Origin of the sequence: Pseudomonas sessilinigenes (assembly GCF_003850565.1) — a bacterium.
GTDB lineage: Bacteria > Pseudomonadota > Gammaproteobacteria > Pseudomonadales > Pseudomonadaceae > Aquipseudomonas > Aquipseudomonas sessilinigenes.
In genome coordinates, this window is sequence record NZ_CP027706.1 from 453553 (window position 1) to 478721 (window position 25169).

Here is a 25169-nt window from a genome sequence, read left to right on the forward strand (position 1 = left end):
ATAAAAGGTTTTTTCATCAGCCAGCGTGCCAAGGCGCCACCCGCTCGACACAGCGGATGACGACGGATAACGGATGTTTCCGGAGCGACTGGCAGTTATTCCAAAACTCTCAGAAGGAACATGAATGTGACTGCGCTAAACCTGATTCCCGGTCAACTGAGCCTGGCCCAACTGCGGACCGTCTACCAACAGCCACTGACCCTGACCCTGGACGACAGCGCCTCGGCGCAGATCGATGCCAGCGTCGCCTGCGTCGAGCAGATCCTTGCTGAAAAACGCACGGCCTATGGCATCAACACGGGCTTTGGCCTCCTGGCCTCGACTCGTATCGCCAGCGCCGACCTGGAAAACCTCCAGCGTTCCCTGGTGCTGTCCCATGCCGCGGGCGTGGGCGCGCCCATCAGCGACGACCTGGTACGCCTGATCATGGTGCTCAAGGTCAACAGCCTGAGCCGAGGTTTTTCCGGTATCCGCCGCCAGGTGATCGACGCCCTGATCGCCTTGATCAATGCCGAGGTCTATCCGCATATCCCGCTCAAGGGGTCGGTGGGGGCTTCCGGCGACCTGGCGCCCTTGGCTCACATGTCCCTGGTGCTGCTGGGCGAAGGCAAGGCCCGCTACAAGGGGCAGTGGCTGGATGCCCCGGCGGCATTGAAGATCGCCGGCCTGACACCGCTGACCCTGGCGGCCAAGGAAGGGTTGGCACTGCTCAATGGCACCCAGGTCTCCACGGCTTTCGCCTTGCGCGGCCTGTTCGAAGCTGAAGACCTGTTCGCTGGTGCCCTGGTTTGTGGCGGCCTGACCGTCGAAGCGGTGCTGGGCTCACGTTCGCCCTTCGATGCACGGATTCATAGCGCCCGTGGCCAGCGTGGGCAGATCGACACCGCTGCCGCCTACCGCGCTCTGCTGGGCGAGAGCACCGAAGTCTCCACGTCCCATAAGAACTGCGACAAGGTCCAGGACCCGTACTCACTGCGTTGCCAGCCCCAGGTAATGGGCGCCTGCCTGACTCAATTGCGCCAGGCCGCCGAGGTGCTGGTGGTAGAGGCCAACGCTGTGTCCGACAACCCATTGGTGTTCGCTGCCGAAGGCGATGTGATTTCTGGCGGTAACTTCCACGCCGAACCCGTGGCCATGGCCGCCGACAACATGGCCCTGGCCATTTCCGAGATCGGCTCGCTGAGCGAGCGCCGCATCTCGCTGATGATGGACAAGCACATGTCCCAGTTGCCGCCGTTCCTGGTGGCCAATGGTGGGGTCAACTCCGGCTTCATGATCGCCCAGGTCACCGCTGCCGCCCTGGCCAGCGAAAACAAGGCCCTGGCGCACCCGCACTCGGTGGACAGCCTGCCGACCTCGGCGAACCAGGAGGATCACGTGTCCATGGCCCCGGCTGCCGGCAAGCGCCTGTGGGAAATGGCCGAGAACACCCGCGGCATTCTCGCCGTGGAGTGGCTGGCGGCCTGCCAGGGCCTGGACCTGCGTGAAGGCCTGAAGAGCTCGCCAGCCCTGGAGAAGGCCCGCGCTACGCTGCGCGAGCAGGTGGCCTACTACGAGAAGGACCGTTTCTTCGCCCCGGACATCAACGCCGCCGGTGACTTGCTGGCTTCACGCTGCCTGACCGGCTTGCTGCCCGCTGGCCTGCTGCCGAGCCTGTAACGGCTGTCCGGGTTACCGGCCAGCCCGACGCGGAACGTCTGCTTCAGCCACCCGCACCGTGGTGCGGGCGGCTGTCCATAACAATAAAAGGGACGAAGACATGCAATCACAAGAGAAAGGACTACGCCGCGGCCTGACGGCTCGTCACATCCGTTTCATGGCCCTGGGATCGGCTATCGGTACCGGGCTGTTCTATGGCTCCGCCTCGGCTATCCAGATGGCGGGCCCGGCAGTATTGCTCGCCTACCTGATCGGTGGTGCGGCGGTATTCATGGTCATGCGCGCCCTGGGGGAGATGGCGGTGCACAACCCGGTGTCCGGGTCGTTCGGGCACTACGCCAGCCAGTACCTGGGGCCGATGCCCGGCTTCATCCTGGGCTGGACCTACGCGTTCGAGATGCTGATCGTCTGCCTGGCGGACGTGACCGCCTTCGGCATCTACATGGGGTTCTGGTTTCCCGATGTCGAGCGCTGGATCTGGGTGCTGTCCATCGTGCTGTTCATTGGCGGCTTGAACCTGTGCAACGTCAAGGTCTTCGGCGAGATGGAGTTCTGGCTGTCGCTGCTCAAGGTCGGGGCGATCGTGGCGATGATCCTCGGTGGCATCGGCATCATGTTGTTCGGCATTGGCAGTGCGAGCCAGGAACAGGCTACCGGGCTGAGCAATCTCTGGGCCCATGGCGGTTTCATGCCCAACGGTATTGGTGGGGTGATCGCTTCTTTCGCGGTGGTGATGTTCGCCTTCGGCGGCATCGAGATCATCGGAGTCACCGCTGGCGAGGCCAAGGACCCGCGACGGGTCATCCCCAAGGCCATCAATGCGGTACCGCTGCGCATCCTGCTGTTCTATGTACTGACCCTCCTGGTACTGATGGCCATCTTCCCCTGGCCGCAGATCGGCACCCAGGGCAGTCCCTTCGTGCAGATATTCGATAGCTTGGGCATCAGCTCCGCCGCGACCATCCTCAACATCGTGGTGATCTCGGCGGCGATATCGGCCATCAACAGCGACATCTTCGGTGCCGGGCGCATGATGTACGGCCTGGCCCAGCAAGGGCAGGCACCCAAGGGGTTTGCCCAGGTCTCCAGGCATGGTGTGCCATGGATGACCGTGGTGGTGATGGCCGTGACCCTGTTGATCGGGGTGGTGCTGAATTACCTGATTCCGGAAAACATCTTCCTGCTGATCGCTTCCCTGGCCACTTTCGCCACGGTCTGGGTCTGGCTGATGATTCTCCTGACCCATGTGGCCATGCGCCGTTCCATGACGGCCGAGCAGGTGGCCCAGCTACAGTTCAAGGTGCCGTTCTGGCCCTGGGCTCCCGCAGCGGCCATTGCCTTCATGTTGTTCATCTTCGCGGTCCTGGGCTATTTCCCGAAAACCCAGGGCGCGCTGCTGGTGGGCGTGGTGTGGATCGTCCTGCTGGTGGTGGCCTACAAACTCTGGGTCAAGCCGGTGCCTGGATCGGTCGGCCCGGTCGATGGCCATACTTCTTTACCTACTGATCATTAATGGAGGCCTGGATGAAAACTCTTTGGCAACACTGCAACGTCGCCAGCATGGCCCAGGGTAGCTACTCGATCATCGAGGACGCGGCCATCGTGACGTCAGGGGCGCACATCGAGTGGATCGGCCGACGCGAGCAGTTGCCGGCCGGCGACTACCAGCAGGTCCACGACCTGGCGAGTGCCTGGGTGACCCCGGGATTGATCGATTGCCACACCCACACGGTATTCGGTGGCAACCGCAGCGGTGAGTTCGAGCAACGCCTGCAAGGGGTGAGCTATGCCGAGATCGCCGCTGCCGGTGGCGGTATCGCCAGCACCGTGCGGGCCACGCGTGCAGCCAGTGAGGAGGCGTTGTTCCTTAGCGCCCGCAAACGGCTGCTGAGTCTATTGCGCGATGGTGTTACCAGTGTCGAGATCAAGTCGGGTTATGGCCTGGACCTGGCCAGCGAACGCAAGATCCTGCGAGTCATTCGTCGGCTCGGCGAGGAACTGCCGGTCAGTGTGCGCAGCACCTGCCTGGCGGCCCACGCCCTGCCACCGGAATACGCCGAGCGTGCCGACGACTACATCGACCACATCTGCAACGAGATGCTCCCGGCCCTGGCGGCCGAGGGGCTGGTGGATGCCGTGGACGCATTCTGTGAATACCTGGCGTTCTCCCCGGCCCAGGTGGAGCGGGTGTTCATCGCCGCACAGAAGCTCGGGTTACCGGTCAAGCTGCACGCCGAGCAACTGTCGTCTCTGCACGGTTCGAGCCTGGCGGCCCGCTATCGAGCGCTGTCCGCCGATCACCTGGAGTTCATGACCGAGGAAGATGCCATTGCCATGGCAGCCTCCGGAACCGTGGCAGTGCTGCTGCCAGGGGCTTTTTACTTCCTGCGCGAGACCCAGCTGCCGCCGATGGACGCCCTGCGCAAGCATGGGGTGAAGATCGCCGTGGCCAGTGATCTCAACCCCGGGACCTCGCCGGCCCTGTCGGTGCGGCTGATGCTGAACATGGCTTGCACCTGTTTTCGCATGACGCCCGAGGAGGCGCTGGCCGGGGTCACCCTGCATGCGGCCCAGGCCCTGGGCATGGAGCGCAGCCACGGTTCGCTGGAAGTGGGCAAGGTGGCGGATTTCATTGCCTGGCAGATCGATCGTCCCGCCGACCTGGCCTACTGGCTGGGCGGCGACCTGGAAAAACGCGTCGTGCGCCACGGCGTCGAAGTGACTGTGTAGGAGAAGGCTTGTGGATAAGGTTCTGAACTTCAAACAAGGCCGGGTGCCGCTCTTGATCAGCATGCCCCACGCGGGTACGCGCCTGAGCCCGGCGGTGGCCGCCGGCCTGGTGCCCCAGGCGCAGAGCTTGCCGGACACCGACTGGCATATCCCGCGGCTGTACGAGTTTGCCCAGGCGCTGGGGGCCAGCGTGCTGGCGGCCGAGTACTCGCGTTTCGTCATCGACCTGAACCGGCCGTCCGACGACAAGCCGCTGTATGTCGGGGCCACCACCGGTTTGTACCCGGCGACCCTGTTCGATGGCGAGCCTCTGTTCGTCGAGGGCCAGGAGCCCTCGAAGGAAGAACGTGGGCAGTACCTGGAGCAGGTCTGGGGACCGTACCACCGCACCCTGCAGCAGGAGCTGGCGCGACTCAAGGCCGAGTTCGGCTATGCCTTGCTGTTCGATGCCCACTCCATCCGCTCGCTGATCCCGCACCTGTTCGACGGCAAGCTGCCGGACTTCAACCTCGGCACGTTCAACGGCGCCAGCTGCGATGCGCAGTTGGCCGGGCGCCTGGAATCGATCTGCGCGGGCCATGGCGACTACACCCATGTGCTCAACGGGCGCTTCAAGGGCGGGCATATCACCCGTCACTACGGCAATCCGGCCGAGCATGTGCATGCGGTGCAACTGGAGTTGGCGCAAAGCACCTATATGGAGGAGGTCGAACCGTTCCGTTACCGCGAGGACCTGGCAGCACCGACCCAGCTCGTGCTCAAGGAGCTGCTGCAAGGCTTGCTGGCCTGGGGACAGGAGCGTTACGGGCGCTGAGCGGTGTTGTGACAGCTTGCCGCTGATGCGAGCAGCGGCAGGCCCCTGGGGTTGATAGGCGAAGCCAACAACCCCATTTTTCTCAAGGACATGCTCATTGCGTAATTCGGGTTTATGATGCCGGACGGCAGCATAAATGAAGTCCCTTCAGGGATGATCCCGACCTCCACGGAGCGCGTAATGAAGACTTTGTACCCACAGATCAAACCCTATGCCCGGCACGATCTGGCCGTCGACGAACCCCATGTGCTGTATGTCGACGAAAGTGGTTCACCGGAAGGTTTGCCGGTGGTGTTCATTCACGGTGGCCCGGGAGCTGGCTGCGATGGTGCCAGTCGCTGCTACTTCGATCCGAACCTGTATCGCATCGTCACTTTCGACCAGCGTGGCTGCGGGCGCTCCAGTCCCCACGCCAGCCTCGAAAACAACACCACCTGGGACCTGGTAGCCGACCTGGAGCGGATCCGCGAGCACCTGGGCATCGACAAGTGGGTGCTGTTCGGTGGTTCCTGGGGCTCGACCCTGGCCCTGGCCTATGCCCAGACTCACCCCGACCGTGTACTGGGCCTGATTGTGCGCGGCATCTTCCTGGCCCGTCCCCAGGAGATCCAGTGGTACTACCAGTGCGGTGCCAGCCGCCTGTTCCCCGACTACTGGCAGGATTATGTGGCGCCGATCCCACTGGAGGAGCGTCATGACCTGGTCAGCGCTTTCCACAAGCGCTTGACCGGCAATGACCAGATCGCCCAGATGCACGCGGCCAAGGCCTGGTCCGGCTGGGAGGGCCGTACGGCGACCCTGCGCCCGAACCCTCTGGTGGTGGATCGCTTCTCCGAGCCGCAGCGGGCCCTGTCGATTGCCCGGATCGAGTGCCACTACTTCATCAACGATGCTTTCCTCGAACCCGACCAACTGATCCGCGACATGGGCAAGATCGCCCATCTGCCGGGGGTGATCATTCACGGCCGCTACGATGTGATCTGCCCCCTGGACAATGCCTGGGAACTGCACCAGGCCTGGCCCAACAGCGAGCTGCAAGTGATTCGCGACGCTGGCCACGCCGCATCCGAGCCGGGCATCACCGATGCACTGGTGCGCGCTACCGACCAGATGGCCCGGCGCCTGCTCGACCTGCCGCCCGAAGAAGCATGAAGGGCCTGTTGCAGCGCGTGGCCGGCGCGCGAGTGGAAGTGGCCGGTGAAATCGTCGGCTCGGTGGACCAGGGGCTGCTGGTGCTGGTGGCGGTGGAGCCTGGGGATACCCGGGCCAACGCCGACAAACTCCTGCATAAGCTGCTTAACTATCGGGTGTTCAGTGATGCCGAGGGCAAGATGAACCTGTCCCTGACCGATGTGCAGGGCGGTTTGCTGCTGGTCTCGCAGTTCACCCTGGCGGCGGATACCAAGAGCGGGTTGCGCCCGAGCTTCTCCACGGCGGCGCCTCCGGCCCTCGGCGAGGAGCTTTTCGACTACTTGTTAGTGAAGGCGCAACAGTTGCATGGCAAAGTGGCATCAGGGCGCTTCGGTGCGGACATGCAGGTGCATCTGGTCAATGATGGCCCGGTCACCTTCCTGTTACAGACTTGAAAGTGCCTGAAACATCTTTTTCCGTCGATTTGCTCCGGAAACTGCTGTTTTTCGCGATAAATACTTTGTTACCCCTGATGCGTTGTAACGCGGGCTACTAGATAATCGCGCGCTACGGGGATCAGCGTTCGTTGGTCCATTTTGACTTAAGTAGAGACTTGTCCACGGCCGTTTGGGGAATCATTTAGCCCCATCGGAGTCGGAACAATGCTCGCCAACCTGGCATGTAGATAGCTGGCCGTTGGTTTTTTGATCTGTTTTCGGCGAGGGTTGCTCGTGATTGTTAGTCCCTGTAATGCACCAAACTTGTTTGCCAAACGGTTACGAAACGCACTAGTGGCGGGCTCTGCGCTGTTCTGCCTGTTCGGTGCCGGCCAAATCATGGCATTCAATCTGGATGATGTGTCGTCCAAGGCCAAGGACCTGGCTGGGCAGAAGTACGAGGCTCCGCGCAGTAACCTGCCAACCGAATTTCGCGACATGAAGTTCGCGGATTATCAGAAAATCCGCTTCCTCACCGAAAAAGCCGAGTGGGCCGACCAGAAAACCCCATTCAAGCTGTCGTTCTATCACCAGGGCATGCACTTCGACACGCCGGTGAAGATCAACGAGATCAGCGCCAATAACGTTTCCGAGATCAAGTACGATCCGAACCGTTTCGACTTCGGTGACGTCAAGTTCGATCCCAAGGCCACCGAGAAGCTGGGTTATGCCGGTTTCCGCGTGCTGTACCCGATCAACAAGGCCGACAAGCAAGACGAGATCATGACCATGCTCGGCGCGAGTTACTTCCGCGTCGTCGGCAAGGGCCATGTCTATGGCTTGTCCGCCCGTGGCCTGGCAATCGATACCGCGTTGCCGTCTGGCGAAGAATTCCCGCGCTTCAGCGAGTTCTGGATCCAGCAACCCAAGCCTACCGACAAGCACCTGGTGATCTACGCCCTGTTGGATTCGCCTCGGGCCACGGGTGCCTACCGCCTGACCCTGCGTCCGGGTGCCGACACCATCGTCGACGTCAAGGCACGGGTGTTCCTGCGTGACAAGGTCGGCAAGCTGGGCCTGGCCCCGCTGACCAGCATGTACCTGTTCGGCGCCAACCAGCCGTCCAAGGTCCTCAACTATCGTCGTGAACTGCACGACTCCAGCGGCCTGTCGATCCATGCCGGCAATGGCGAGTGGATCTGGCGTCCGCTGAACAACCCGAAACACCTGGCCGTGAGCAACTTCTCGGTCGAGAACCCGCGCGGTTTCGGCCTGCTCCAGCGTGGCCGTGACTTCAGCCATTACGAAGACCTCGATGACCGCTACGACAAGCGTCCAAGTGCCTGGATCGAGCCTAAGGGCGACTGGGGCAAGGGCACCGTCGACCTGGTGGAGATCCCGACCGCGGACGAGACCAACGACAACATCGTGGCCTTCTGGAACCCGGAAAAGCAGCCTGAGCCTGGCCAACCGCTGGACTTCGCCTACCGCCTGCACTGGACCATGGACGAAGCGGCCCTGCACTCTCCTGACAGCGCCTGGGTCCAGCAGACCCTGCGTTCCACTGGCGACGTCAAGCAGTCCAACCTGATTCGCCAACCCGATGGCAGCGTTGCCTACCTGGTGGACTTCGAAGGCCCGTCCCTGGCGGCATTGCCGGAGAACGCCGATGTTCGCAGCCAAGTCAGCGTGGGCGACAACGCCGAGCTGGTGGAGAACAGCGTTCGCTTCAACCCGGAAACCAAAGGCTGGCGCCTGACCCTGCGGTTGAAGATCAAGGACCCAAGCAAGGCTACCGAGCTGCGTGCTGCGCTGGTGCGTGACATCCCGCAAGCCGAGCCGGCCAAGGCCTCGACGCCGAACTCCAACTCCTCCGTGGCCAAGGCTGACAAGCTTGCAGCCAAACAGCAGGAGAAAAAGGAGAAGGAGGCGGCCGCTGCGGCAGCTGCGGCGGCCAAGCAGGCTGAAGCCAAGCCAGCCAAGGACTCCAAGGATGCCAAGCACGCCAAGGACAAGGACGCCAAGGATCATAAAGACGCCAAGCAGCCTGCAGCTGCCGAGGCGGCCCCAGCCACACCGGAACCGGCCAAGACCGAGCAAGTCCTGACCGAGACCTGGAGCTACCAGTTGCCTGCCGATGAGTAACTCTCAACTACAGCCAGAGTCTCTCGCCGAGTACCTGGCTCATTTGCCCATGTCGGACCAGCAGCGCGCGGAACTCGCGGGCTGCAAGTCCTTCAGCGAACTGCACCAACGCCTGTCGTCCAAGGCCTTCGATGAACCCGCCGATGCCGCCCAGGCCTCGGTGGGCGAGCGCCTGGCCCTGAGCACCGCGGACGAACTCAGCGATGCCCAGATGCTGGGTGTCGATGCCCAGGGGCGGATCTGCCTCAAGGCAGCACCGCCCATCCGGCGTACCCGGGTCGTGCCTGAGCCATGGCGTACCAACATCCTGGTACGTGGCTGGCGGCGCATGACCGGGCGCACCAACCCGCCTGCACCGAAGAAGGACGAGCGCGTGCTGCCGGCTGCCCGCTGGCGCACCGTGGGTTCGATCCGGCGCTATATCCTGTTGTTGCTGATGCTTGGCCAGACCATCGTCGCCGGCTGGTACATGAAAGGCATCATGCCGTACCAGGGCTGGTCCTTCGTGGACCTGGAAGAAGTGGTGCACCAGCCATTGCTGCAGACCGCGCAGCAGGTCCTGCCCTACGCCTTGCAGACCAGCATCCTGATCCTGTTCGGCATCCTGTTCTGCTGGGTTTCGGCAGGCTTCTGGACTGCACTGATGGGCTTCCTGGAGTTGCTGACGGGCCACGACAAGTATCGTATTTCCGGGGCCAGTGCCGGCAACGAGCCCATTCCCGAGAATGCACGCACCGCGCTGGTGATGCCGATCTGCAACGAAGACGTGCCCCGGGTATTCGCCGGCCTGCGCGCGACCTTCGAGTCGGTAGCAGCCACTGGCGACCTGGATCGCTTCGACTTCTTCGTGCTCAGCGACAGTAACGACAGTGACATCTGCGTGGCCGAGCAGCAGGCCTGGCTGGACGTGTGCCGCGAGGCCAAGGGTTTCGGCAAGATCTTCTATCGTCGTCGCCGCCGTCGAGTAAAACGCAAGAGCGGCAACCTCGACGACTTCTGCCGCCGCTGGGGCGGTGACTACAAGTACATGGTGGTGCTCGACGCCGACAGCGTGATGAGCGGCGAATGCCTGACCAGCCTGGTACGCTTGATGGAAGCCACGCCGGATGCGGGGATCATCCAGACCGCGCCGAAGGCCTCGGGCATGGACACCCTGTATGCGCGCATGCAGCAGTTCGCTACCCGCGTCTATGGCCCGCTGTTCACCGCCGGCCTGCACTTCTGGCAGCTGGGTGAATCCCACTACTGGGGCCATAACGCGATCATCCGCATGAAGCCGTTCATCGAGCACTGCGCCCTGGCGCCGTTGCCGGGCAAGGGTGCGTTCGCCGGTGCGATACTCTCCCACGACTTCGTCGAAGCGGCGCTGATGCGTCGTGCCGGCTGGGGCGTGTGGATCGCCTACGACTTGCCGGGCAGCTATGAAGAACTGCCACCGAACCTGCTGGACGAGCTCAAGCGCGACCGCCGCTGGTGCCACGGCAACCTGATGAACTTCCGCCTGTTCCTGGTCAAGGGCATGCACCCGGTGCACCGTGCGGTGTTCCTCACCGGGGTGATGTCGTACCTGTCGGCGCCGTTGTGGTTCTTCTTCCTGGTGCTGTCCACGGCCCTGCTGGCGGTCAACACGCTGATGGAGCCGCAGTACTTCCTGGAGCCTCGGCAGCTGTATCCGCTGTGGCCGCAGTGGCATCCGGACAAGGCCATCGCGCTGTTCTCCACCACCATCGTGCTGCTGTTCCTGCCCAAGCTGCTCAGCATCATCCTGATCTGGGCCAAGGGTGCGAAAGAGTTTGGCGGTAAGTTCAAGGTCACCCTGTCGATGCTGTTGGAGATGCTGTTTTCCATGCTGCTGGCGCCGGTGCGGATGATCTTCCACACCCGCTTCGTGCTGGCCGCGTTCCTCGGCTGGGCAGCGACCTGGAATTCGCCACAACGTGACGACGACTCCACGCCCTGGAGCGAGGCGGTCCGTCGCCACGGTCCGCAGACCCTGCTGGGCTTTTGCTGGGCGCTGCTGGTGATCTGGCTGAATCCCAGCTTCCTCTGGTGGCTGGTGCCGATCGTCGGCTCGTTGATGCTGTCGATCCCGGTATCGGTGATCTCCAGCCGCGTCGGCCTGGGCCTGAAGTCCCGTGACGAGAACCTGTTCCTGATCCCCGAGGAATATGCACCGCCCCAGGCGCTGCTGGCCACGGACCAGTACACCCACGAGAACCGCTGGCATGCGCTCAACGACGGTTTCGTCCGGGCCGTGGTGGATCCGCAGCAGAATGCCCTGGCCTGTGCCCTGGCTACCTCCCGCCACACCCAGGCCGAGCCGATCGAATGGTTGCGCCAGGAGCGGGTGCGTCATGCCCTCAAGGCCGGCCCGGCTGCGTTGAACAACAGCGAGCGTCTGGCGTTGTTGAGCGATCCGGTGGCCCTGGGACGCCTGCACCAACTGGTCTGGAGCGAGGGTCACGCCGAGTGGCTCGGCGCCTGGCGCCAGTCGGTGACCGCCGACCCCCATGCCCCGTTGTTGCCGTTGCAGCCGTTAGTCGCGGCGCCGCAACCGGCTTGAAGCCAACGCCCTTGAGCCTGTGCTCAAGGGCGTTTTGCTTTCTACCTTCCCGCCAGTCTCGTCCTACAACAAAAACCTTGTGCAAATGCCCGAGTGCGTTAGCATCGCACCCGCAAATTTCTGTGCGTGATCACCACGACCTGGTATCCGAAGGTTCGCCAACAATGGACTGCAACGCGCAGGCACCACAATAAAATGGCTTTCAGGGGACTTGAGATGAAGAAGTATTTTTCGCTGCTGCTGGCGGGGGCCGCAGCCATGTTGGCGGTCAGCACGGCCCAGGCCGGCGCTATCGACGACGCGGTCAAGCGCGGCACGCTGAAGGTGGGCATGGACCCGACCTACATGCCGTTCGAAATGACCAACAAGCGCGGCGAGATCATCGGTTTCGAAGTCGACCTGCTCAAGGCCATGGCCAAGTCCATGGGGGTCAAGCTGGAGATGGTCTCCACCGGCTACGACGGCATCATCCCGGCCCTGCTGACCGACAAGTTCGACATGATCGGCAGCGGCATGACCCTGACCCAGGAGCGCAACCTGCGCCTGAACTTCAGCGAACCCTTCATCGTGGTCGGCCAGACCCTGCTGATCCGCAAGGACCTGGAAGGCACCATCAAGTCCTACAAGGACCTGAACAGCGCCGACTACCGCATTACCTCCAAGCTGGGCACCACCGGTGAGATGGTGGCCAAGAAGCTGATCGCCAAGGCCAAGTACCACGGCTATGACAACGAGCAGGAAGCGGTGCTGGACGTGGTCAATGGCAAGGCCGACGCCTTCATCTACGATGCTCCGTACAACGTGGTGGCGGTGAGCAAGGTGGGCAACGGCAAGCTGGTATTCCTCGACAAGCCGTTCACCTACGAGCCGCTGGCCTTCGGCCTGAAGAAGGGCGACTACGACAGCATCAACTTCATCAACAACTTCCTGCACCAGATCCACGAAGACGGCACTTACGATCGGATCCACGACAAGTGGTTCAAGAGCACCGAGTGGCTCAAGGACATGGAATAACACTCGCTCACCCAGACCGGGCTGCCCCGCTTGCGGGCAAGCCTCGTTTCTACAGGTTTGCGCAATCCATGTAGGAGCGAGGCTTGCCGGCGAAGGCGGTGTCCCTGGCGACCCAGCATTCGGAATCCGCAAACCCAATGAAACAGAACAAAGCCCAATGGCCCTGGCACGTATTGACCGTGCTGGTGCTGGTCGGCCTGGCTGGCGCCCTGTACTACGCCACCTCGCTGATGTCCTATGAATGGCGCTGGAACCGCGTCCCGCAGTACTTCGCCTACCAGGCCGAGGAATCCCAGCGCGCGGCCGAGATTTCCACCGTCGCCGAGGTGGTGCGCAAGGGCGGCAAGGCTGAAGTCACCCTCAAGGGCGACTCCGGCAGCGAGCAGCACCTGAGCGTCGACGAGGGCAGCCTGCAGGTGGCCAGTGGCGACGATGTGGCCGAGGGCGACGTGATAGGCGTGACCCGGCACTGGGCGGCAGGGCCATTGCTGTGGGGCTTGTGGACCACCCTGTGGCTGTCGGTGGTGTCCGGCGTACTGGGCCTGGTCATTGGCCTGGCTACCGGCCTGTGCCGGCTGTCCAGCAACCCGACCCTGCGCGACCTGTCGGCCATCTATGTCGAACTGGTGCGCGGCACGCCGCTGCTGGTGCAGATCTTCATTTTCTACTTCTTCATCGGCACGGTGCTCAACCTGTCCCGGGAGTTCGCCGGGATCGCCGCGCTGTCGCTGTTCACCGGAGCCTATGTGGCGGAAATCGTCCGTGCCGGGGTGCAGTCCATTGCCCGTGGGCAGAACGAAGCGGCTCGCTCCCTGGGCCTGAGCGCCGGCCAGTCGATGCGCCATGTGGTGCTGCCCCAGGCCTTCAAGCGGGTGTTGCCACCGCTGGCCGGGCAGTTCATCAGCCTGGTCAAGGACACCTCGCTGGTGTCGGTCATCGCCATCACCGAACTGCTCAAGAGCGGTCGGGAAGTCATCACCACCTCGTTTTCGCCATTCGAGATCCTGTTCTGCGTGGCGGCCCTGTACCTGTTGATCAACCTGCCGCTGTCGAAGATGGCCAGCCGGCTTGAGCGGAGGCTCGCGCAAAGTGATTGAAGTCCGCGATCTGGTAAAAGTCTTCGACACCCGTGGCCAAGTGGTGCGCGCGGTGGACAACGTCACCACCCAGGTGGCCAAGGGTGAAGTGCTGGTGGTGATCGGTCCGTCCGGCTCCGGTAAATCGACATTCCTGCGTTGCCTCAACGGCCTGGAGACTTTCGACTCCGGTTCGGTGAGCATCGACGGCCTGCAACTGGCCGACCCCAGGACCGATGTAAACGCCTACCGTCGCGAGGTGGGCATGGTGTTCCAGCATTTCAACCTGTTCCCGCACATGACCGTGCTGGACAACCTCTGCCTGGCACAGAAGATCGTCCGCAAGCGCGGCAAGCAGGAGCGCGAGGCCAAGGCCCTGGCCTTGCTGGAGAAGGTTGGCATCGCCCACAAGGCCCACGAGTTTCCATCGCGGCTTTCCGGTGGCCAGCAACAGCGGGTGGCAATTGCCCGGGCCCTGGCCATGGAACCCAAGGTGATGCTGTTCGACGAGCCGACCTCGGCCCTGGACCCGGAAATGGTCGGCGAGGTACTGGACGTGATGAAGACCCTGGCGCTGGAAGGCATGACCATGGTCTGCGTGACCCATGAAATGGGCTTTGCCCGGGAAGTGGCGAATCGGGTGCTGTTCTTCGATCACGGCAAGTTGCTCGAAGATGCCGCGCCCGAAGTGTTCTTCAGTGCCCCCCAAGATCCCCGGGCCCAGGCCTTCCTGCGCCAGGTCCTGTAACCCGGCCTTGTAACCGCTGGAAGGCCCCTGGGGCCTCCTGTGTTGCCCGTACGCAGCGCCTTGTAGCCGCTGCCGAGCTTGCGAGGCTGCGACAAGGCCCGCAAGGCCTTCCAGCGGTCGATCCGCCCCCGCAGGCTCTTTACCAGCCTGCGGCAGTGGCCACAGGGGTCAGACCTTGAACCGTCCCACCAGGCCTTGCAGGTGAATCCCCAGGCGCGCCAGTTCGGCGCTCGAGGCAGCGGTTTCCTCGCTGGCCGACGAGGTCTGCTCGGACACATCGCGCACGTTCAGCACACTACGATTGATCTCTTCGGCCACCGCGCTCTGTTGCTCAGCCGCGGCAGCGATCTGCTGGTTCATCGCCTGGATCGCCGAGACAGTACGGGTGATGTTGTCCAGCGATCCGCCCGCCCGGCGTGTCAGCTCGACGCTGCTGTCGGTGAGGCTGCGGCTGGTGTCCAGGGTGCTGGCCACCTGCTGGGTGCCGCTTTGCAGGCCCACGATCAGCTCGGCAATCTCCTCGGTCGATTGCTGGGTGCGCTGGGCCAGGCTGCGGACTTCGTCGGCCACCACCGCGAAACCACGCCCGGCCTCGCCGGCCCGGGCCGCCTCGATGGCAGCGTTGAGGGCCAGCAGGTTGGTCTGCTGGGCGACTGACTTGATCACGTCCAGCACACTGCCGATCTTGTCGCTCTCCTGCTTGAGATGGCTCATGGCCTCGGTGGAGTGGTCCACCTCGCTGGCCAGGCGTTCGATCTGGGCAATGGCTTCGCTGACCACTCGATCGCCTTCGCGGGCCTGCTGGTCGGCGGCCACGGCTGCTTCGGAGGCTTCTTCGGCGTTACGTGCCACCTCCTGTACCGTGGCGGCCATTTCGTTCATGGCGGTGGCCACCTGGTCGGTCTCGACCTTCTGGCTGTTGACCCCGGCGCTGGTCTGCTCGGTGACGGCGGAGAGCTGTTCGGCGGCGCTGGCGATCTGGGTCACGCCGTCGCTGATGCCGCCGATCAGTTCCCGCAGGCCTTGGGTCATGCGCTGCATGGCCTTTTGCAATTGGCCCAATTCGTCGCGTCGGTCCACCGCCAGGTTCTGGCTTAGGTCTCCGGATGCCACGCGCTCGGCGGCCTTCAGAGTCTGCTGCAGTGGCAGGACGATCTGCCGGGTGATGGCCCAGGCCGCGATCAGGCCGAAAACCAGGGCCAGTACAGTGGCAATCAGCAGCATGCTCCTGGCCTGGCTGGCGTCGGCATCGCGCTTGTGGGTCTGTTCGATGGTCAGTTGCTTGCTCAGGTCCATCAGGCGGTCGCCCTGGGCCGCCATGCGCTTGAGAGCGTCGGCACTGGCTTGTTCGGCGTCGCTGAAGGCACTGACGGCCACGCGGTAGGCCTTGAGCGAGTCGCTGGCCTGTTGCAGGTTGGCGATGTGCTGCTCGGGCAGCCGGGATGGCAGGCTGGCCAGGTTGCCCAGGGCATTGTCGATGGCATCCAGGGCGGGTTGCCTGGCATCGGCCTTGCCGCTGTAGGTGTAGCCGCGCACCTGGAAGCGCGCTTGCTGGATCAGCTTGGACAGATCGATGACGCTGTTGAACTGCGCCACGCTGTCGCCCTGCAGCAGGGATTTCTCGACCTCGCTCACTCGAGCCACGGCGTTGTCAGCCGTGGCGCCGAGCTGGGAGCGCGCGGTCTCGCGGCTGGCGGTGGCGCGGGTCATGTCGGTAAAGGCTTTCTGGTACCCGGCCACGGCGTCCAGTTGCTGGTCCACCAGGGCGATGCTTTCAGGTTGCTGCAGTTGTCCACGGGCGGCACGCAGCCCTTCGTCGAGCTGCTTGAGCATGTCGCTGACCGCAGCCGGGCCTTGCTCGCCATGGTTCATCTCGTAGGTGAGACGGGCGATGCGCAGATCCTTGGTCATGGCGTTGAGCGAAGAGATGTTGCCCAGCTTGTCGCCGCGTTCGATCACCTGGCCCAGGCCGCTCCAGCCAGTGGCGGTGATCAGCAGGGTCAGGAGCAGTACCAGGCCGAAGCCGATGCCAAGCTTGCGGCTGACACTCACGTTCCCCAGGTTTCTGGCTAGCCAACGGTACATGCTGTGAACTCCCTTTTTAGCAATTTGGGCTTAACCATAGGCTATCGGCGAAAGCAGGGCTTTCTGTAACTGACTGGCGGGTTGCCACTACGACTGAAAAGTCAGGCTGGCCGCAGCCTGCGAGGTGTTGCGGACTCTAGAACAGGCGCGCTAGCAGGGCGGTGACGGCGGTCTCGACCCGCAGGATGCGCTCACCCAGTTGCACCGGTTGCAGGCCGGTCTTGCCCAGCAGGTCGATCTCGTAGGGAATCCATCCGCCTTCCGGGCCGATGGCCAGGGTCACCGGCTGGTCCAGGTTACGCGGGCAGGCTGGATACGGGCCGGGATGGCCGACCAGGCCCAGGGTGCCTTCGCTCAGGGCCGGCAGGCGGTCCTCGACGAAGGGCTTGAAGCGTTTCTCGATGACCACCTCGGGCAGGATGCTGTCGCGAGCCTGTTCCAGGCCGAGCACCAACTGCTGGCGAATGGCTTCGGGTTCGAGAAAAGGCGTTTGCCAGAAGCTTTTTTCCACCCGGTAGCTGTTGACCAGCACCAGCCGGGGCACGCCCATGGCCGCCACGGTCTGCAGCACTCGGCGCAGCATCTTCGGCCGGGGCAGGGCCAGGACCAGGGTCAGCGGCAGCTTGGCCGGTGGCGCTTGCTCCAGGGTCACTTGCAGCTCGGCCTCGGCAGGCTCCAGGCGCAGCACTTGGGCGCTGCCCATCAAGCCACCGATACGGCCCACCCGCAGGCTGTCGCCTACCGCCACGCGATGCACTTCCTGCATATGTACCAGGCGCCGGTCGCGCAGCACCACACGGTCGGCCGCGATGAAGTCGGCCTCCTCGAGCAACAGCAGGTTCACGCTTGGGTCGCTGGCGGCTGGTCGTTGTGGTCGTCGGCCGGGGTATCGTCCGACTGTGCGTCGCGTTTGCTGATCAGCCCGCCAAACAGCACGCCGATCTCGAACAGCAACCACATGGGCACGGCCAGCAAGGTCTGGGAGAAGATGTCGGGCGGGGTGAGGATCATGCCCACCACGAAGCAACCGATGATCACGTAGGGGCGGATCTTCTTCAGGTACTCCACGTTGACCACGCCGATCCACACCAGCAGTACCACTGCCACCGGGATCTCGAAGGCCACGCCGAAGGCGAAGAACAGGGTCATGACGAAATCGAGGTAGCTGGTGATGTCGGTCATCATTTCCACACCGGCCGGAGTGGCGGCGGCGAAGAACTTGAAGATCAGCGGGAACACCAGGAAATAGGCGAACGCCATGCCCACGTAGAACAGCAGGATGCTCGACACCAGCAGCGGCACGGCGATGCGTTTCTCATGCTTGTACAGGCCAGGGGCGATGAACCCCCAGATCTGGTGCAGGATCACCGGGATCGCCAGGAACAGCGAGACCATCATGGTCAGCTTCAACGGCGTGAGGAACGGCGAGGCAACGTCGGTGGCGATCATCGTCGCGCCTGCTGGCAGGTACTGGCGCAGTGGCGTGGAGACGATGGTGTAGATCTGCTGGGTGAAGGCGAACAACCCGGCGAAGATGATGAAGATCGCCGCTACGCAGCGCAGCAGGCGGGTCCGCAGCTCGGTGAGGTGCGACACCAGCGGCATGTGTTGGTCGTTCTCTGGAATATCGCTCATGGTGCTCGCGGCGGCAAAGTGGGGTCGTGGGGAGCCGCAGTGGCAGGCTCTGCGGTCGACGTCGCAGGTGCTTCGGCCGGCGCAGCGGCTTCACCTGCAGGGGTGGCAGGCGTCGCTGCGACCTGTTCGGCTACCGGCTCCACGGGCGCTGGCTGTTGCTGGTTCGGGGCGAGGATTTTCCGCGCCTCCTGTTCCAGCGACAGGATGTGCTCGTTGTGCAGCTGCCGACGGATTTCGTCGGCGCCGATCTCACGTTCAACTTCCTGTTTTATCGCGTTGAAGCTGCGCTTGAGGCGACCGACCCAGAGGCCGGCGGTGCGCGCAGCGCCGGGCAGGCGCTCGGGGCCGAGCACCAGCAGGGCCACCAGGCCCACCAGCAGCAGTTCAGAGAAGCTGATACCAAACATTAGTCAGTGCTCACGAGTCTTTGCGGGTCGGCTCTTCGACTTTCTGCGCCTGCACATCGATGGTGTGCGGCTGGTTCAGCGGTGCGCCCTGCTGTGGCTGGGCTGGCTGGGCAGCTTGCGGAGCCGGTGGTACCACAGGTTCGGCCGGTTTTTCGTCGTCGTTCATGGCCTTGCGAAAGCCCTTGATCGATTCGCCGACGTCGGTGCCCAAGTTCTTGAGCTTCTTGGTGCCGAATACCAGTACCACGACCACCAGGATGACGATCCAGTGTTTCCAGTCAAAAATGCCCATGCTGCGTTTCCTCTTAGAAAATTGTTCAGGCGGACGGACGCGAGGCTTTCTCGACGTGCCCGGACAGGCCAAAGCGGCGGTCCAGTTCATCCAGTACGGCCTGGGGATGCTGCCCAAGTTGGGCCAGCATGACCAGGGTGTGGAACCACAGGTCAGCCGTTTCGTAGATCACATCGCTGCAGTCGCCGCTGGTGGCGGCGTCCTTGGCGGCGATAATGGTTTCCACCGATTCTTCGCCGACCTTTTCCAGGATCTTGTTCAGGCCCTTGTGGTACAGGCTGGCCACGTAGGAACTGTCGGCGGCGGCGTTCTTGCGCTCCTCCAGTACCTGGGCCAGACGGGTCAGGGTATCGCTCATGTCAGTGTCCTGCAGAATAAATCGCGTGCGGGTCCTTGAGGACCGGTTCGACGGTTTTCCACTCGCCATCTTCGTAGACGCGGTAGAAACAGCTGTGACGGCCGGTATGGCAGGCAATGTCGCCGATCTGCTCGACCATCAGGATGATCACATCGGCGTCGCAGTCCAGGCGCATTTCATGCAGCTTCTGCACATGCCCGGACTCCTCGCCCTTGCGCCATAGCTTGCCACGCGAACGTGACCAGTAGATGGCACGCTGCTCAGCGGCGGTCAGGCCCAGGGCTTCACGGTTCATCCAGGCCATCATCAGCACGCGCCCGGTCTTGTGATCCTGGGCGATGGCCGGCACCAGGCCGTGCTCGTCCCATTTGATCTGGTCCAGCCAATCTTTCATTTTCGACTCCGACAACCGGGCTCGACCTGCTGGTGATGCCTCGGCGATTTCGACAGTTTGCCAGCAGGTCGCGCCACTGGCTATCGGCGAACGATCAGATACAAGCCCACCGCAATCATGATGCCAGCCGGCCAGTGTCCCAACTCATGCAGTGGTCCGCCGGCGGCCAGGATCGAGCCGCCGCCCAGGTGGGCGGTACCGAGCAGGCGCAGGAACCAGTCGTCCTTGCGCCGCTTCCAGGGGGCTGGAGGATCGGCGGCATGGGGCTGTGACATGCGCTCGAGCAGGTCGCGGGTCATGTTGGCCAGGTGCGGCAACTGCTCGATCTGGCTGTGGATATTGCCCAGTACGGCCTTGGGGCTCACACGTTCGCGCATCCAGCGCTCGAGGAAGGGCTGGGCGGTGTTCCACAGGTCCAGTTCCGGGTACAGCTGGCGGCCCAGGCCTTCGATGTTGAGCAGGGTCTTCTGCAGCAGCACCAGCTGTGGCTGGACTTCCATGTTGAAGCGCCGGGCCGTCTGGAACAGGCGCATCAGTACCTGGCCGAAGGAAATATCCTTCAACGGTTTTTCGAAGATCGGTTCGCAAACCGTGCGGATCGCCGCTTCGAACTCGTTGAGTTTGGTTTCCGCCGGGACCCAGCCCGAATCGATGTGCAGTTGGGCCACGCGGCGGTAGTCGCGTTTGAAGAAGGCGAACAGGTTGCGTGCCAGGTAGTCCTGGTCTTCCGGGGTGAGGCTGCCGACGATGCCGCAGTCGATGGCGATGTACTGCGGGCTCCAGGGCTGTACGGTGCTGACGAAGATGTTGCCCGGGTGCATGTCGGCGTGGAAGAAACTGTCGCGGAACACCTGGGTGAAGAAAATCTCCACGCCACGCTCGGCAAGCATCTTCATGTCGGTGCGCTGGTCGGCCAGGGTCGCGAGGTCGGTGACCTGGATCCCGTAGATGCGCTCCATCACCAGCACTTTCGGCCGGCACCAGTCCCAGTAGACCTGGGGGACGTAGAGCAGCGGCGAGCCTTCGAAGTTGCGCTTGAGCTGGCTGGCATTGGCCGCCTCGCGTAGCAGGTCGAGCTCGTCGTAGATGGTCTTCTCGTAGTCGCTGACCACATCCACCGGGTGCAGCAGGCGGGCGTCGGCGGAGACCTTCTCCGCGGCCCGGGCGAGTATGAACAGCCAGGCCAGGTCCTGGGCGATGACCGGCTTGAGGCCCGGACGGATCACCTTGACTACTACTTCTTCGCCGGTCTTGAGCTTGGCGGCATGTACCTGGGCGACCGAGGCCGAGGCCAGGGGCTCGATGTCGAAGCGGCTGAACACGTCGCTGATCTTCTTGCCCAGCTGTTCTTCGATCAGGGCCACGGATTTTTTCGAGTCGAACGGCGGCACCCGGTCCTGCAGCAGCATCAGCTCGTCGGCGATGTCTTCCGGCAACAGGTCACGGCGGGTGGAGAGGATCTGCCCGAACTTGATGAAGATCGGCCCCAGGTCCTGCAACGCCAGGCGCAGGCGTGCGCCTCGGCTCAGCTCCAGTGGCTTGCGTGGGAACCAACGCCACGGCAGGGCGAAGCGCAGGGCCAGGAGGAACCAGGGCAGGGGCAGGGCAAACAGCAGGTCATCGAGGCGGTAGCGGATCACGACGCGCTGGATGCGCAACAGACGGCGGACGGCAAGCAGCTTCATGCGTTATCGCTTGGGTCAAGGGATCGGGAAAGGCGCTCGAAGCGCGCCTCTAGGCGTTCCAGGTCGAGTTTGGCCTGGTCCAGCTCGCGAAAGCGTGCCTCGGCTTCGCGCTGACCCACCAGGGTCCGCGACTCTTCGGCGAGGAATTCGGCGAGGTTCTGGTTGAGGCTGGCGAATCCCTGCTGGTACCAGCGTGCGCGACTGCGCACGTGGCCACTGAACAGCTGGGTCGCCACCGGGCCGAGCCAGCGCGAGAGTTCGTACTCCCAGTCCAGCTCGAGGTCCTGGAGAATGGCCGCCAGGTCCAGCAGCACGCCACTATCACCTTCCAGCTCGACCTGCGGGCTGTGCAGCACACCGGTCTTGTCCTTGCTCAGGGCCAGGCGCACCAGGCTCGAGGCCGGTGCACGCAGGGTGCAGTCAGGATCGGTGGCCCAGCGCGAGGCCAACATGAGGCCTTCATCGCTGGGCAGGATGAACAGCTGCAGCGCCGGGCCCTGGCAGTCCACGGCGATCACTTTGCCGGTCAGGTGCTGCAGGCGCGGCAAGGCCGTGCTGTCCAGGCGCAGCATCCGGTTGATGCCGGTCTCGACGCTGGCGAGCAGGCCGCTGAGCAGCATCAGGGCTTGATGCCGCGGTGCAGGGCGACGATGCCTGCGGTCATGTTGTGATAGGTCACGCGATCGAAACCGGCCTCGACCATCATCGACTTCAGGGTTTCCTGGTTCGGGTGCATGCGGATCGATTCGGCCAGGTAGCGGTAGCTTTCCGAGTCGTTGGTGATCAGCTTGCCGGCCAGCGGCATGAAGGCGAACGAATAGGCATCGTAGACCTTGGACATCAGTGCGTTGGTCGGCTTGGAGAACTCCAGGACCAGCAGCCGGCCGCCGGGCTTGAGCACCCGCAGCATCGAGCGCAGGGCGTCTTCCTTGTGAGTCACGTTGCGCAGGCCGAAGGCGATGGTCACGCAGTCGAAGTGGTTGTCCGGGAAGGGCAGTTTTTCGGCATCGGCCTGGACGAACTCGACGTTGCCGGCCACGCCCAGGTCCAGCAGGCGGTCGCGACCGACCTTGAGCATGGACTCGTTGATATCTGCCAGGACGACCTGGCCGGTAGGGCCTACCAGGTGGGAGAAACGCTTGGTCAGGTCGCCGGTGCCGCCGGCGATGTCCAGCACGCGGTTGCCGGGGCGAACGCCCGACAGCTCGATCGTGAAGCGCTTCCACAGGCGGTGCATGCCACCGGACAGCACGTCGTTCATCAGGTCGTACTTGGCCGCTACCGAGTGGAATACCTCGGCGACTTTTTCCGCTTTCTGGCTCTCGGGAACGTTCTTGAAGCCGAAGTGAGTGGTGGGTTCGGCATCGCTGCCTTTGCGCTGGTCAGTCATATCGCTGTCACCAAAAGAGAATGCGGGACATTCTAATGCCGGTGGCGGTCTTTGTCTTGGCAAGCCTGAATGTAAGATAGCCATCCGCCGGGACGTTTTGACGCACATAGGGTCAAGATGTTTCAGGCAAGTCCCGAAACAGCAGGAGTCCTTAGATGGCCCGTATTAGTGTTGAACGTGCCCATGGCCTGGGTAAGCAGGTTGCCCGTGAGAAGGCCGATAAACTGGCGCAGAAACTTGCCGATCAGTACGGCCTGCAACCGCAGTGGGCGGGGGATACGCTGAATCTCAAGCGCTCCGGGGTCAAGGGCGCGGTGCATGTGGGCGATGAGTCGATTCGCATCGATGTGGAACTGGGCATGTTGATGTCGGCCATGAGCGGCACCATCAAGGCGGAGATCGAAAAGGCCTTGGACAAGGCCCTGGCCTGAGTCCTTTGCCTGCGCCGGTGACGGCGTGCCCGGGCACTGCAAGGGTGCCCGGGGAGCATCGCCCGCCGATTGACTGGCGGAACCTGCGCGCAGGGTTTTATTGCATTCGTTAGGGTGCCGATTCTAATTTTTCTCTCTAGGTTGTGCCTCAAGCCCTCTTGTCGAGGGCAGTTCCTCAAACCTTCTGCGCGTGAGGTGCACCATGACCAAAGTAATTCTGAAGAAAAAAGTTGATGTTCGATCGACTGCTCTGAGCGAAGTCAAATCCTATGCCCGCAAGATCTGGCTGGCTGGTCTGGGCGCCTACGCCAAAGTCGGCCAGGAAGGCAGCGATTACTTTCAGGAGTTGATCAAGGCAGGTCAATCCGTTGAAAAGAAAGGCAAAAAAGCTGTCACTGAACAACTTGAAGCGGCCAATAGTCAGATAGATAGCGTCAAGGGGGATGTCAGCACGCTTAAAGGCCGGGTCGAAGTGCAGTTGGATAAAGTCGAGAAGGCTTTTGATACGCGCGTCGCCAGTGCCTTGAATCGCATCGGCATTCCGTCTAAACATGACGTTGAGACACTCTCTGCTAAGCTCGATGAGCTGACTGCATTGCTCGAACGTGTCGCGCGTAAACATTAAGGAGAACGGGATGGCTGGTAAAAAGAATACTGAAAAAGAAGGCAGCTCGTGGATCGGGAAAGTCGAAGAGTACTCCCGTAAAATTTGGCTTGCTGGTTTAGGCGTGTACTCGAAAATCGACTCTGACGGCAGCAAGCTTTTCGAATCCTTGGTCAAGGATGGCGAGAAAGCCGAGAAGCTGACCAAGAATGTAGTCGGCAAGAAAGTCGATGCCGCCAAAGATTCCGCGAACTCGGCCAAGTCGCGAATCAGCGACGTCAAGGACCGTGCCCTGGGCAAGTGGGATGAGCTGGAAGGGGCTTTCGACAAGCGCCTGAACAGCGCTATTTCGCGCCTGGGCGTCCCGAGCCGCAATGAAGTGAAGGCGCTGCATGACAAGGTCGATACCTTGACCAAGCAGATCGAGAAGCTCACAGGTGCCAAGGTTGCGCCGGTCGCGGCCAAGCCCGCAGCCGCCAAGCCCGCGGCCAAACCCCTGGCCAAGCCTGCAGCCAAACCAGCAGTCAAGGCGGCTGCGAAACCTGCTGCCAAGCCTGCAGCCAAGACCGCAGCCGCCAAGCCCGCGGCCAAGCCAGCAGCCAAGCCGGTTGCAGCAAAGCCCGCCGCCAAGCCTGCGGCAAAACCGGCAGCAAAACCGGCAGCAGCCAAGCCTGCCGCCAAACCCGCTGCGAAGCCGGCTGCGGCGAAAAAGCCTGTTGCCAAGAAGCCCGCTGCCAAACCTGCGGTCGCGGCCAAGCCCGCCGCGGCAGCGCCAGTGGTATCGGCCAGTTCGGCGAACTCCGTTGCCGCACCGGCTCCAGCGGTAACTCCAGCGGCCACATCGACCCCTGCGACGCCAAGCAGCCAGTCCTGATTCCATCAGGATGCAGAAACGCCCGGCCTGCGAAGACCGGGCGTTTTTTATTGGCGGGAGAAAGCCGGGCTACTGCTGTTCATCCAGGTAGCGCAGGGCCATCTGTTCCGTGGCCAGCTTGGCCGGTGGCAACAGATGCGGGGCGACCAGCATCATGATCTGGTAGACCACCAGGCGAACCTCGCCCTCGCGATCGAGAATCCGCTGGTAGTCCAGGGAGAACAGCAAGGTCATGGTGATCTGTTCCACCAACTGGCCCAGGGCCTGGGTGCCACTGACCAACTGCCCCATGGTCTTGAGCCGGGCCAGCAGCGAGGCGAGCGTACGCTTGAGGGCGTTGAGCAGGTTGCGAATGCCCTTGGCCAGCTTTGGCAGGCGCCCGGCCAGGTTGGACAAGTCCTGGAACAGGAAGCGGTAGTGGGCCAGGCGCTCGACGATCAGGTGCAGGAACAGCCAGTAGTCTTCCGCCTCCAGTTGTGCGTTGGACGGCGGGTCCAGCAGCGGCGTCAGTTCGCTCTGGAAGCGTTCGAACAGGCCGAGTACCAATGGCTCCTTGCCGTGGAAGTGGTAGTAGAGGTTGCCGGGGCTGATCCCCATTTCATTGGCTACCTCCATGGTGGAGACGTTGGGCTCGCCCTTCTGGTTGAACAACTGCAGGGCACATTCGAGTATCCGGTCGCGGGTCTTCATCCTGACT

General features: G+C 62.9%; 25 protein-coding genes and 1 pseudogene. 14 read left to right on the top strand and 12 right to left on the bottom strand.

Annotation, left to right across the window (positions count from 1 at the left end; all coding sequences use genetic code 11):
* Positions 1–120 precede the first annotated feature (120 nt).
* From hutH to C4K39_RS02095, 11 genes are all read left to right on the top strand, one after another.
* Positions 121–1659 (top strand): histidine ammonia-lyase, encoded by a 1539-nt coding sequence (hutH, locus tag C4K39_RS02045; RefSeq protein WP_124345549.1) that lies wholly within the window; start codon positions 121–123, stop codon positions 1657–1659.
* 100 nt (positions 1660–1759) lie between these two features.
* The gene (locus C4K39_RS02050; protein ID WP_124345550.1) at positions 1760–3172 is read left to right on the top strand and encodes an amino acid permease; all 1413 of its coding nucleotides are present in this window, start codon (positions 1760–1762) and stop codon (positions 3170–3172) included.
* 11 nt (positions 3173–3183) lie between these two features.
* On the top strand, positions 3184–4389 hold the full coding sequence (gene hutI, locus C4K39_RS02055) for an imidazolonepropionase (protein WP_124345551.1): 1206 nt from the start codon (positions 3184–3186) through the stop codon (positions 4387–4389).
* A gap of 10 nt (positions 4390–4399) precedes the next feature.
* On the top strand, positions 4400–5203 hold the full coding sequence (gene hutG, locus C4K39_RS02060; RefSeq protein WP_068589351.1) for an N-formylglutamate deformylase: 804 nt from the start codon (positions 4400–4402) through the stop codon (positions 5201–5203).
* A 180-nt stretch (positions 5204–5383) separates the two neighbouring features.
* Positions 5384–6355 carry a prolyl aminopeptidase gene (gene pip / locus C4K39_RS02065; protein WP_124345552.1) on the top strand — a complete coding sequence of 324 codons (972 nt, stop codon included), beginning with the start codon at positions 5384–5386 and terminating at the stop codon, positions 6353–6355.
* Positions 6352–6789 carry a D-aminoacyl-tRNA deacylase gene (gene dtd / locus C4K39_RS02070; protein ID WP_068589346.1) on the top strand — a complete coding sequence of 146 codons (438 nt, stop codon included), beginning with the start codon at positions 6352–6354 and terminating at the stop codon, positions 6787–6789. The genes pip and dtd overlap by 4 nt, the downstream gene beginning before the upstream one ends.
* A gap of 276 nt (positions 6790–7065) precedes the next feature.
* Entirely contained in the window at positions 7066–8916 is a 1851-nt protein-coding gene (locus C4K39_RS02075) for a glucan biosynthesis protein G (RefSeq protein ID WP_124345553.1), read from the top strand.
* Entirely contained in the window at positions 8909–11479 is a 2571-nt protein-coding gene (gene mdoH / locus C4K39_RS02080; RefSeq protein WP_068589343.1) for a glucans biosynthesis glucosyltransferase MdoH, read from the top strand. The genes C4K39_RS02075 and mdoH overlap by 8 nt, the downstream gene beginning before the upstream one ends.
* A 216-nt stretch (positions 11480–11695) precedes the next feature.
* A complete protein-coding gene (locus tag C4K39_RS02085) occupies positions 11696–12493 on the top strand; it encodes a transporter substrate-binding domain-containing protein (protein WP_068589340.1) in 798 nt (265 codons plus the stop codon).
* A gap of 137 nt (positions 12494–12630) precedes the next feature.
* Positions 12631–13590, top strand: coding sequence for an amino acid ABC transporter permease (locus tag C4K39_RS02090; RefSeq protein WP_068589588.1), 960 nt, complete (start codon positions 12631–12633; stop codon positions 13588–13590).
* On the top strand, positions 13583–14317 hold the full coding sequence (locus C4K39_RS02095) for an amino acid ABC transporter ATP-binding protein (RefSeq protein WP_068589338.1): 735 nt from the start codon (positions 13583–13585) through the stop codon (positions 14315–14317). The genes C4K39_RS02090 and C4K39_RS02095 overlap by 8 nt, the downstream gene beginning before the upstream one ends.
* Positions 14318–14485: 168 nt before the next feature.
* Here C4K39_RS02095 and C4K39_RS32105 read toward each other — a convergent pair whose 3' ends face one another.
* The 11 genes and pseudogenes from C4K39_RS32105 to ubiE form a co-directional block, all read right to left on the bottom strand.
* Positions 14486–15358 carry a methyl-accepting chemotaxis protein gene (locus C4K39_RS32105; RefSeq protein ID WP_416220669.1) on the bottom strand — a complete coding sequence of 291 codons (873 nt, stop codon included), beginning with the start codon at positions 15356–15358 and terminating at the stop codon, positions 14486–14488.
* 30 nt (positions 15359–15388) lie between these two features.
* Positions 15389–16402 (bottom strand): annotated as a pseudogene (locus C4K39_RS32110) (methyl-accepting chemotaxis protein); the annotation flags it as partial.
* Positions 16403–16538: 136 nt separating this feature from the next.
* Positions 16539–17246 (bottom strand): 16S rRNA (uracil(1498)-N(3))-methyltransferase, encoded by a 708-nt coding sequence (locus C4K39_RS02105; RefSeq protein ID WP_068589334.1) that lies wholly within the window; start codon positions 17244–17246, stop codon positions 16539–16541.
* Positions 17243–18037 (bottom strand): twin-arginine translocase subunit TatC, encoded by a 795-nt coding sequence (gene tatC, locus C4K39_RS02110; protein ID WP_068589331.1) that lies wholly within the window; start codon positions 18035–18037, stop codon positions 17243–17245. The genes C4K39_RS02105 and tatC overlap by 4 nt, the downstream gene beginning before the upstream one ends.
* A complete protein-coding gene (gene tatB, locus C4K39_RS02115) occupies positions 18034–18444 on the bottom strand; it encodes a Sec-independent protein translocase protein TatB (RefSeq protein ID WP_124345555.1) in 411 nt (136 codons plus the stop codon). Before tatB ends, tatC begins: the two co-directional genes overlap by 4 nt.
* A gap of 10 nt (positions 18445–18454) precedes the next feature.
* The gene (locus tag C4K39_RS02120) at positions 18455–18736 is read right to left on the bottom strand and encodes a twin-arginine translocase TatA/TatE family subunit (protein WP_068589324.1); all 282 of its coding nucleotides are present in this window, start codon (positions 18734–18736) and stop codon (positions 18455–18457) included.
* A 25-nt stretch (positions 18737–18761) separates the two neighbouring features.
* Entirely contained in the window at positions 18762–19094 is a 333-nt protein-coding gene (locus tag C4K39_RS02125; RefSeq protein ID WP_068589321.1) for a phosphoribosyl-ATP diphosphatase, read from the bottom strand.
* Position 19095: 1 nt separating this feature from the next.
* On the bottom strand, positions 19096–19488 hold the full coding sequence (gene hisI / locus C4K39_RS02130) for a phosphoribosyl-AMP cyclohydrolase (protein ID WP_068589318.1): 393 nt from the start codon (positions 19486–19488) through the stop codon (positions 19096–19098).
* An 80-nt stretch (positions 19489–19568) separates the two neighbouring features.
* Positions 19569–21173, bottom strand: a complete 1605-nt coding sequence (ubiB, locus tag C4K39_RS02135; RefSeq protein ID WP_124345556.1) for a ubiquinone biosynthesis regulatory protein kinase UbiB — start codon at positions 21171–21173, stop codon at positions 19569–19571.
* Positions 21170–21793 (bottom strand): ubiquinone biosynthesis accessory factor UbiJ, encoded by a 624-nt coding sequence (locus C4K39_RS02140; RefSeq protein ID WP_068589313.1) that lies wholly within the window; start codon positions 21791–21793, stop codon positions 21170–21172. The genes ubiB and C4K39_RS02140 overlap by 4 nt, the downstream gene beginning before the upstream one ends.
* Positions 21793–22563 (bottom strand): bifunctional demethylmenaquinone methyltransferase/2-methoxy-6-polyprenyl-1,4-benzoquinol methylase UbiE, encoded by a 771-nt coding sequence (gene ubiE, locus C4K39_RS02145; protein WP_068589310.1) that lies wholly within the window; start codon positions 22561–22563, stop codon positions 21793–21795. The genes C4K39_RS02140 and ubiE overlap by 1 nt, the downstream gene beginning before the upstream one ends.
* 155 nt (positions 22564–22718) lie before the next feature.
* Here ubiE and C4K39_RS02150 point away from each other — a divergent pair, with 155 nt between their 5' ends.
* The 3 genes from C4K39_RS02150 (at position 22719) to C4K39_RS02160 (ending at position 24472) form a co-directional block, all read left to right on the top strand.
* A complete protein-coding gene (locus tag C4K39_RS02150) occupies positions 22719–22994 on the top strand; it encodes a polyhydroxyalkanoic acid system family protein (protein ID WP_068589307.1) in 276 nt (91 codons plus the stop codon).
* A 202-nt stretch (positions 22995–23196) separates the two neighbouring features.
* Positions 23197–23619, top strand: a complete 423-nt coding sequence (locus C4K39_RS02155) for a phasin family protein (RefSeq protein WP_083235673.1) — start codon at positions 23197–23199, stop codon at positions 23617–23619.
* Between the two features lie 10 nt (positions 23620–23629).
* The gene (locus C4K39_RS02160) at positions 23630–24472 is read left to right on the top strand and encodes a phasin family protein (RefSeq protein ID WP_124345557.1); all 843 of its coding nucleotides are present in this window, start codon (positions 23630–23632) and stop codon (positions 24470–24472) included.
* A gap of 69 nt (positions 24473–24541) precedes the next feature.
* Here C4K39_RS02160 and C4K39_RS02165 read toward each other — a convergent pair whose 3' ends face one another.
* Positions 24542–25162: a TetR/AcrR family transcriptional regulator gene (locus C4K39_RS02165; RefSeq protein ID WP_068589298.1), complete on the bottom strand. Its 621-nt coding sequence runs from the start codon at positions 25160–25162 to the stop codon at positions 24542–24544.
* Positions 25163–25169 lie beyond the last annotated feature (7 nt).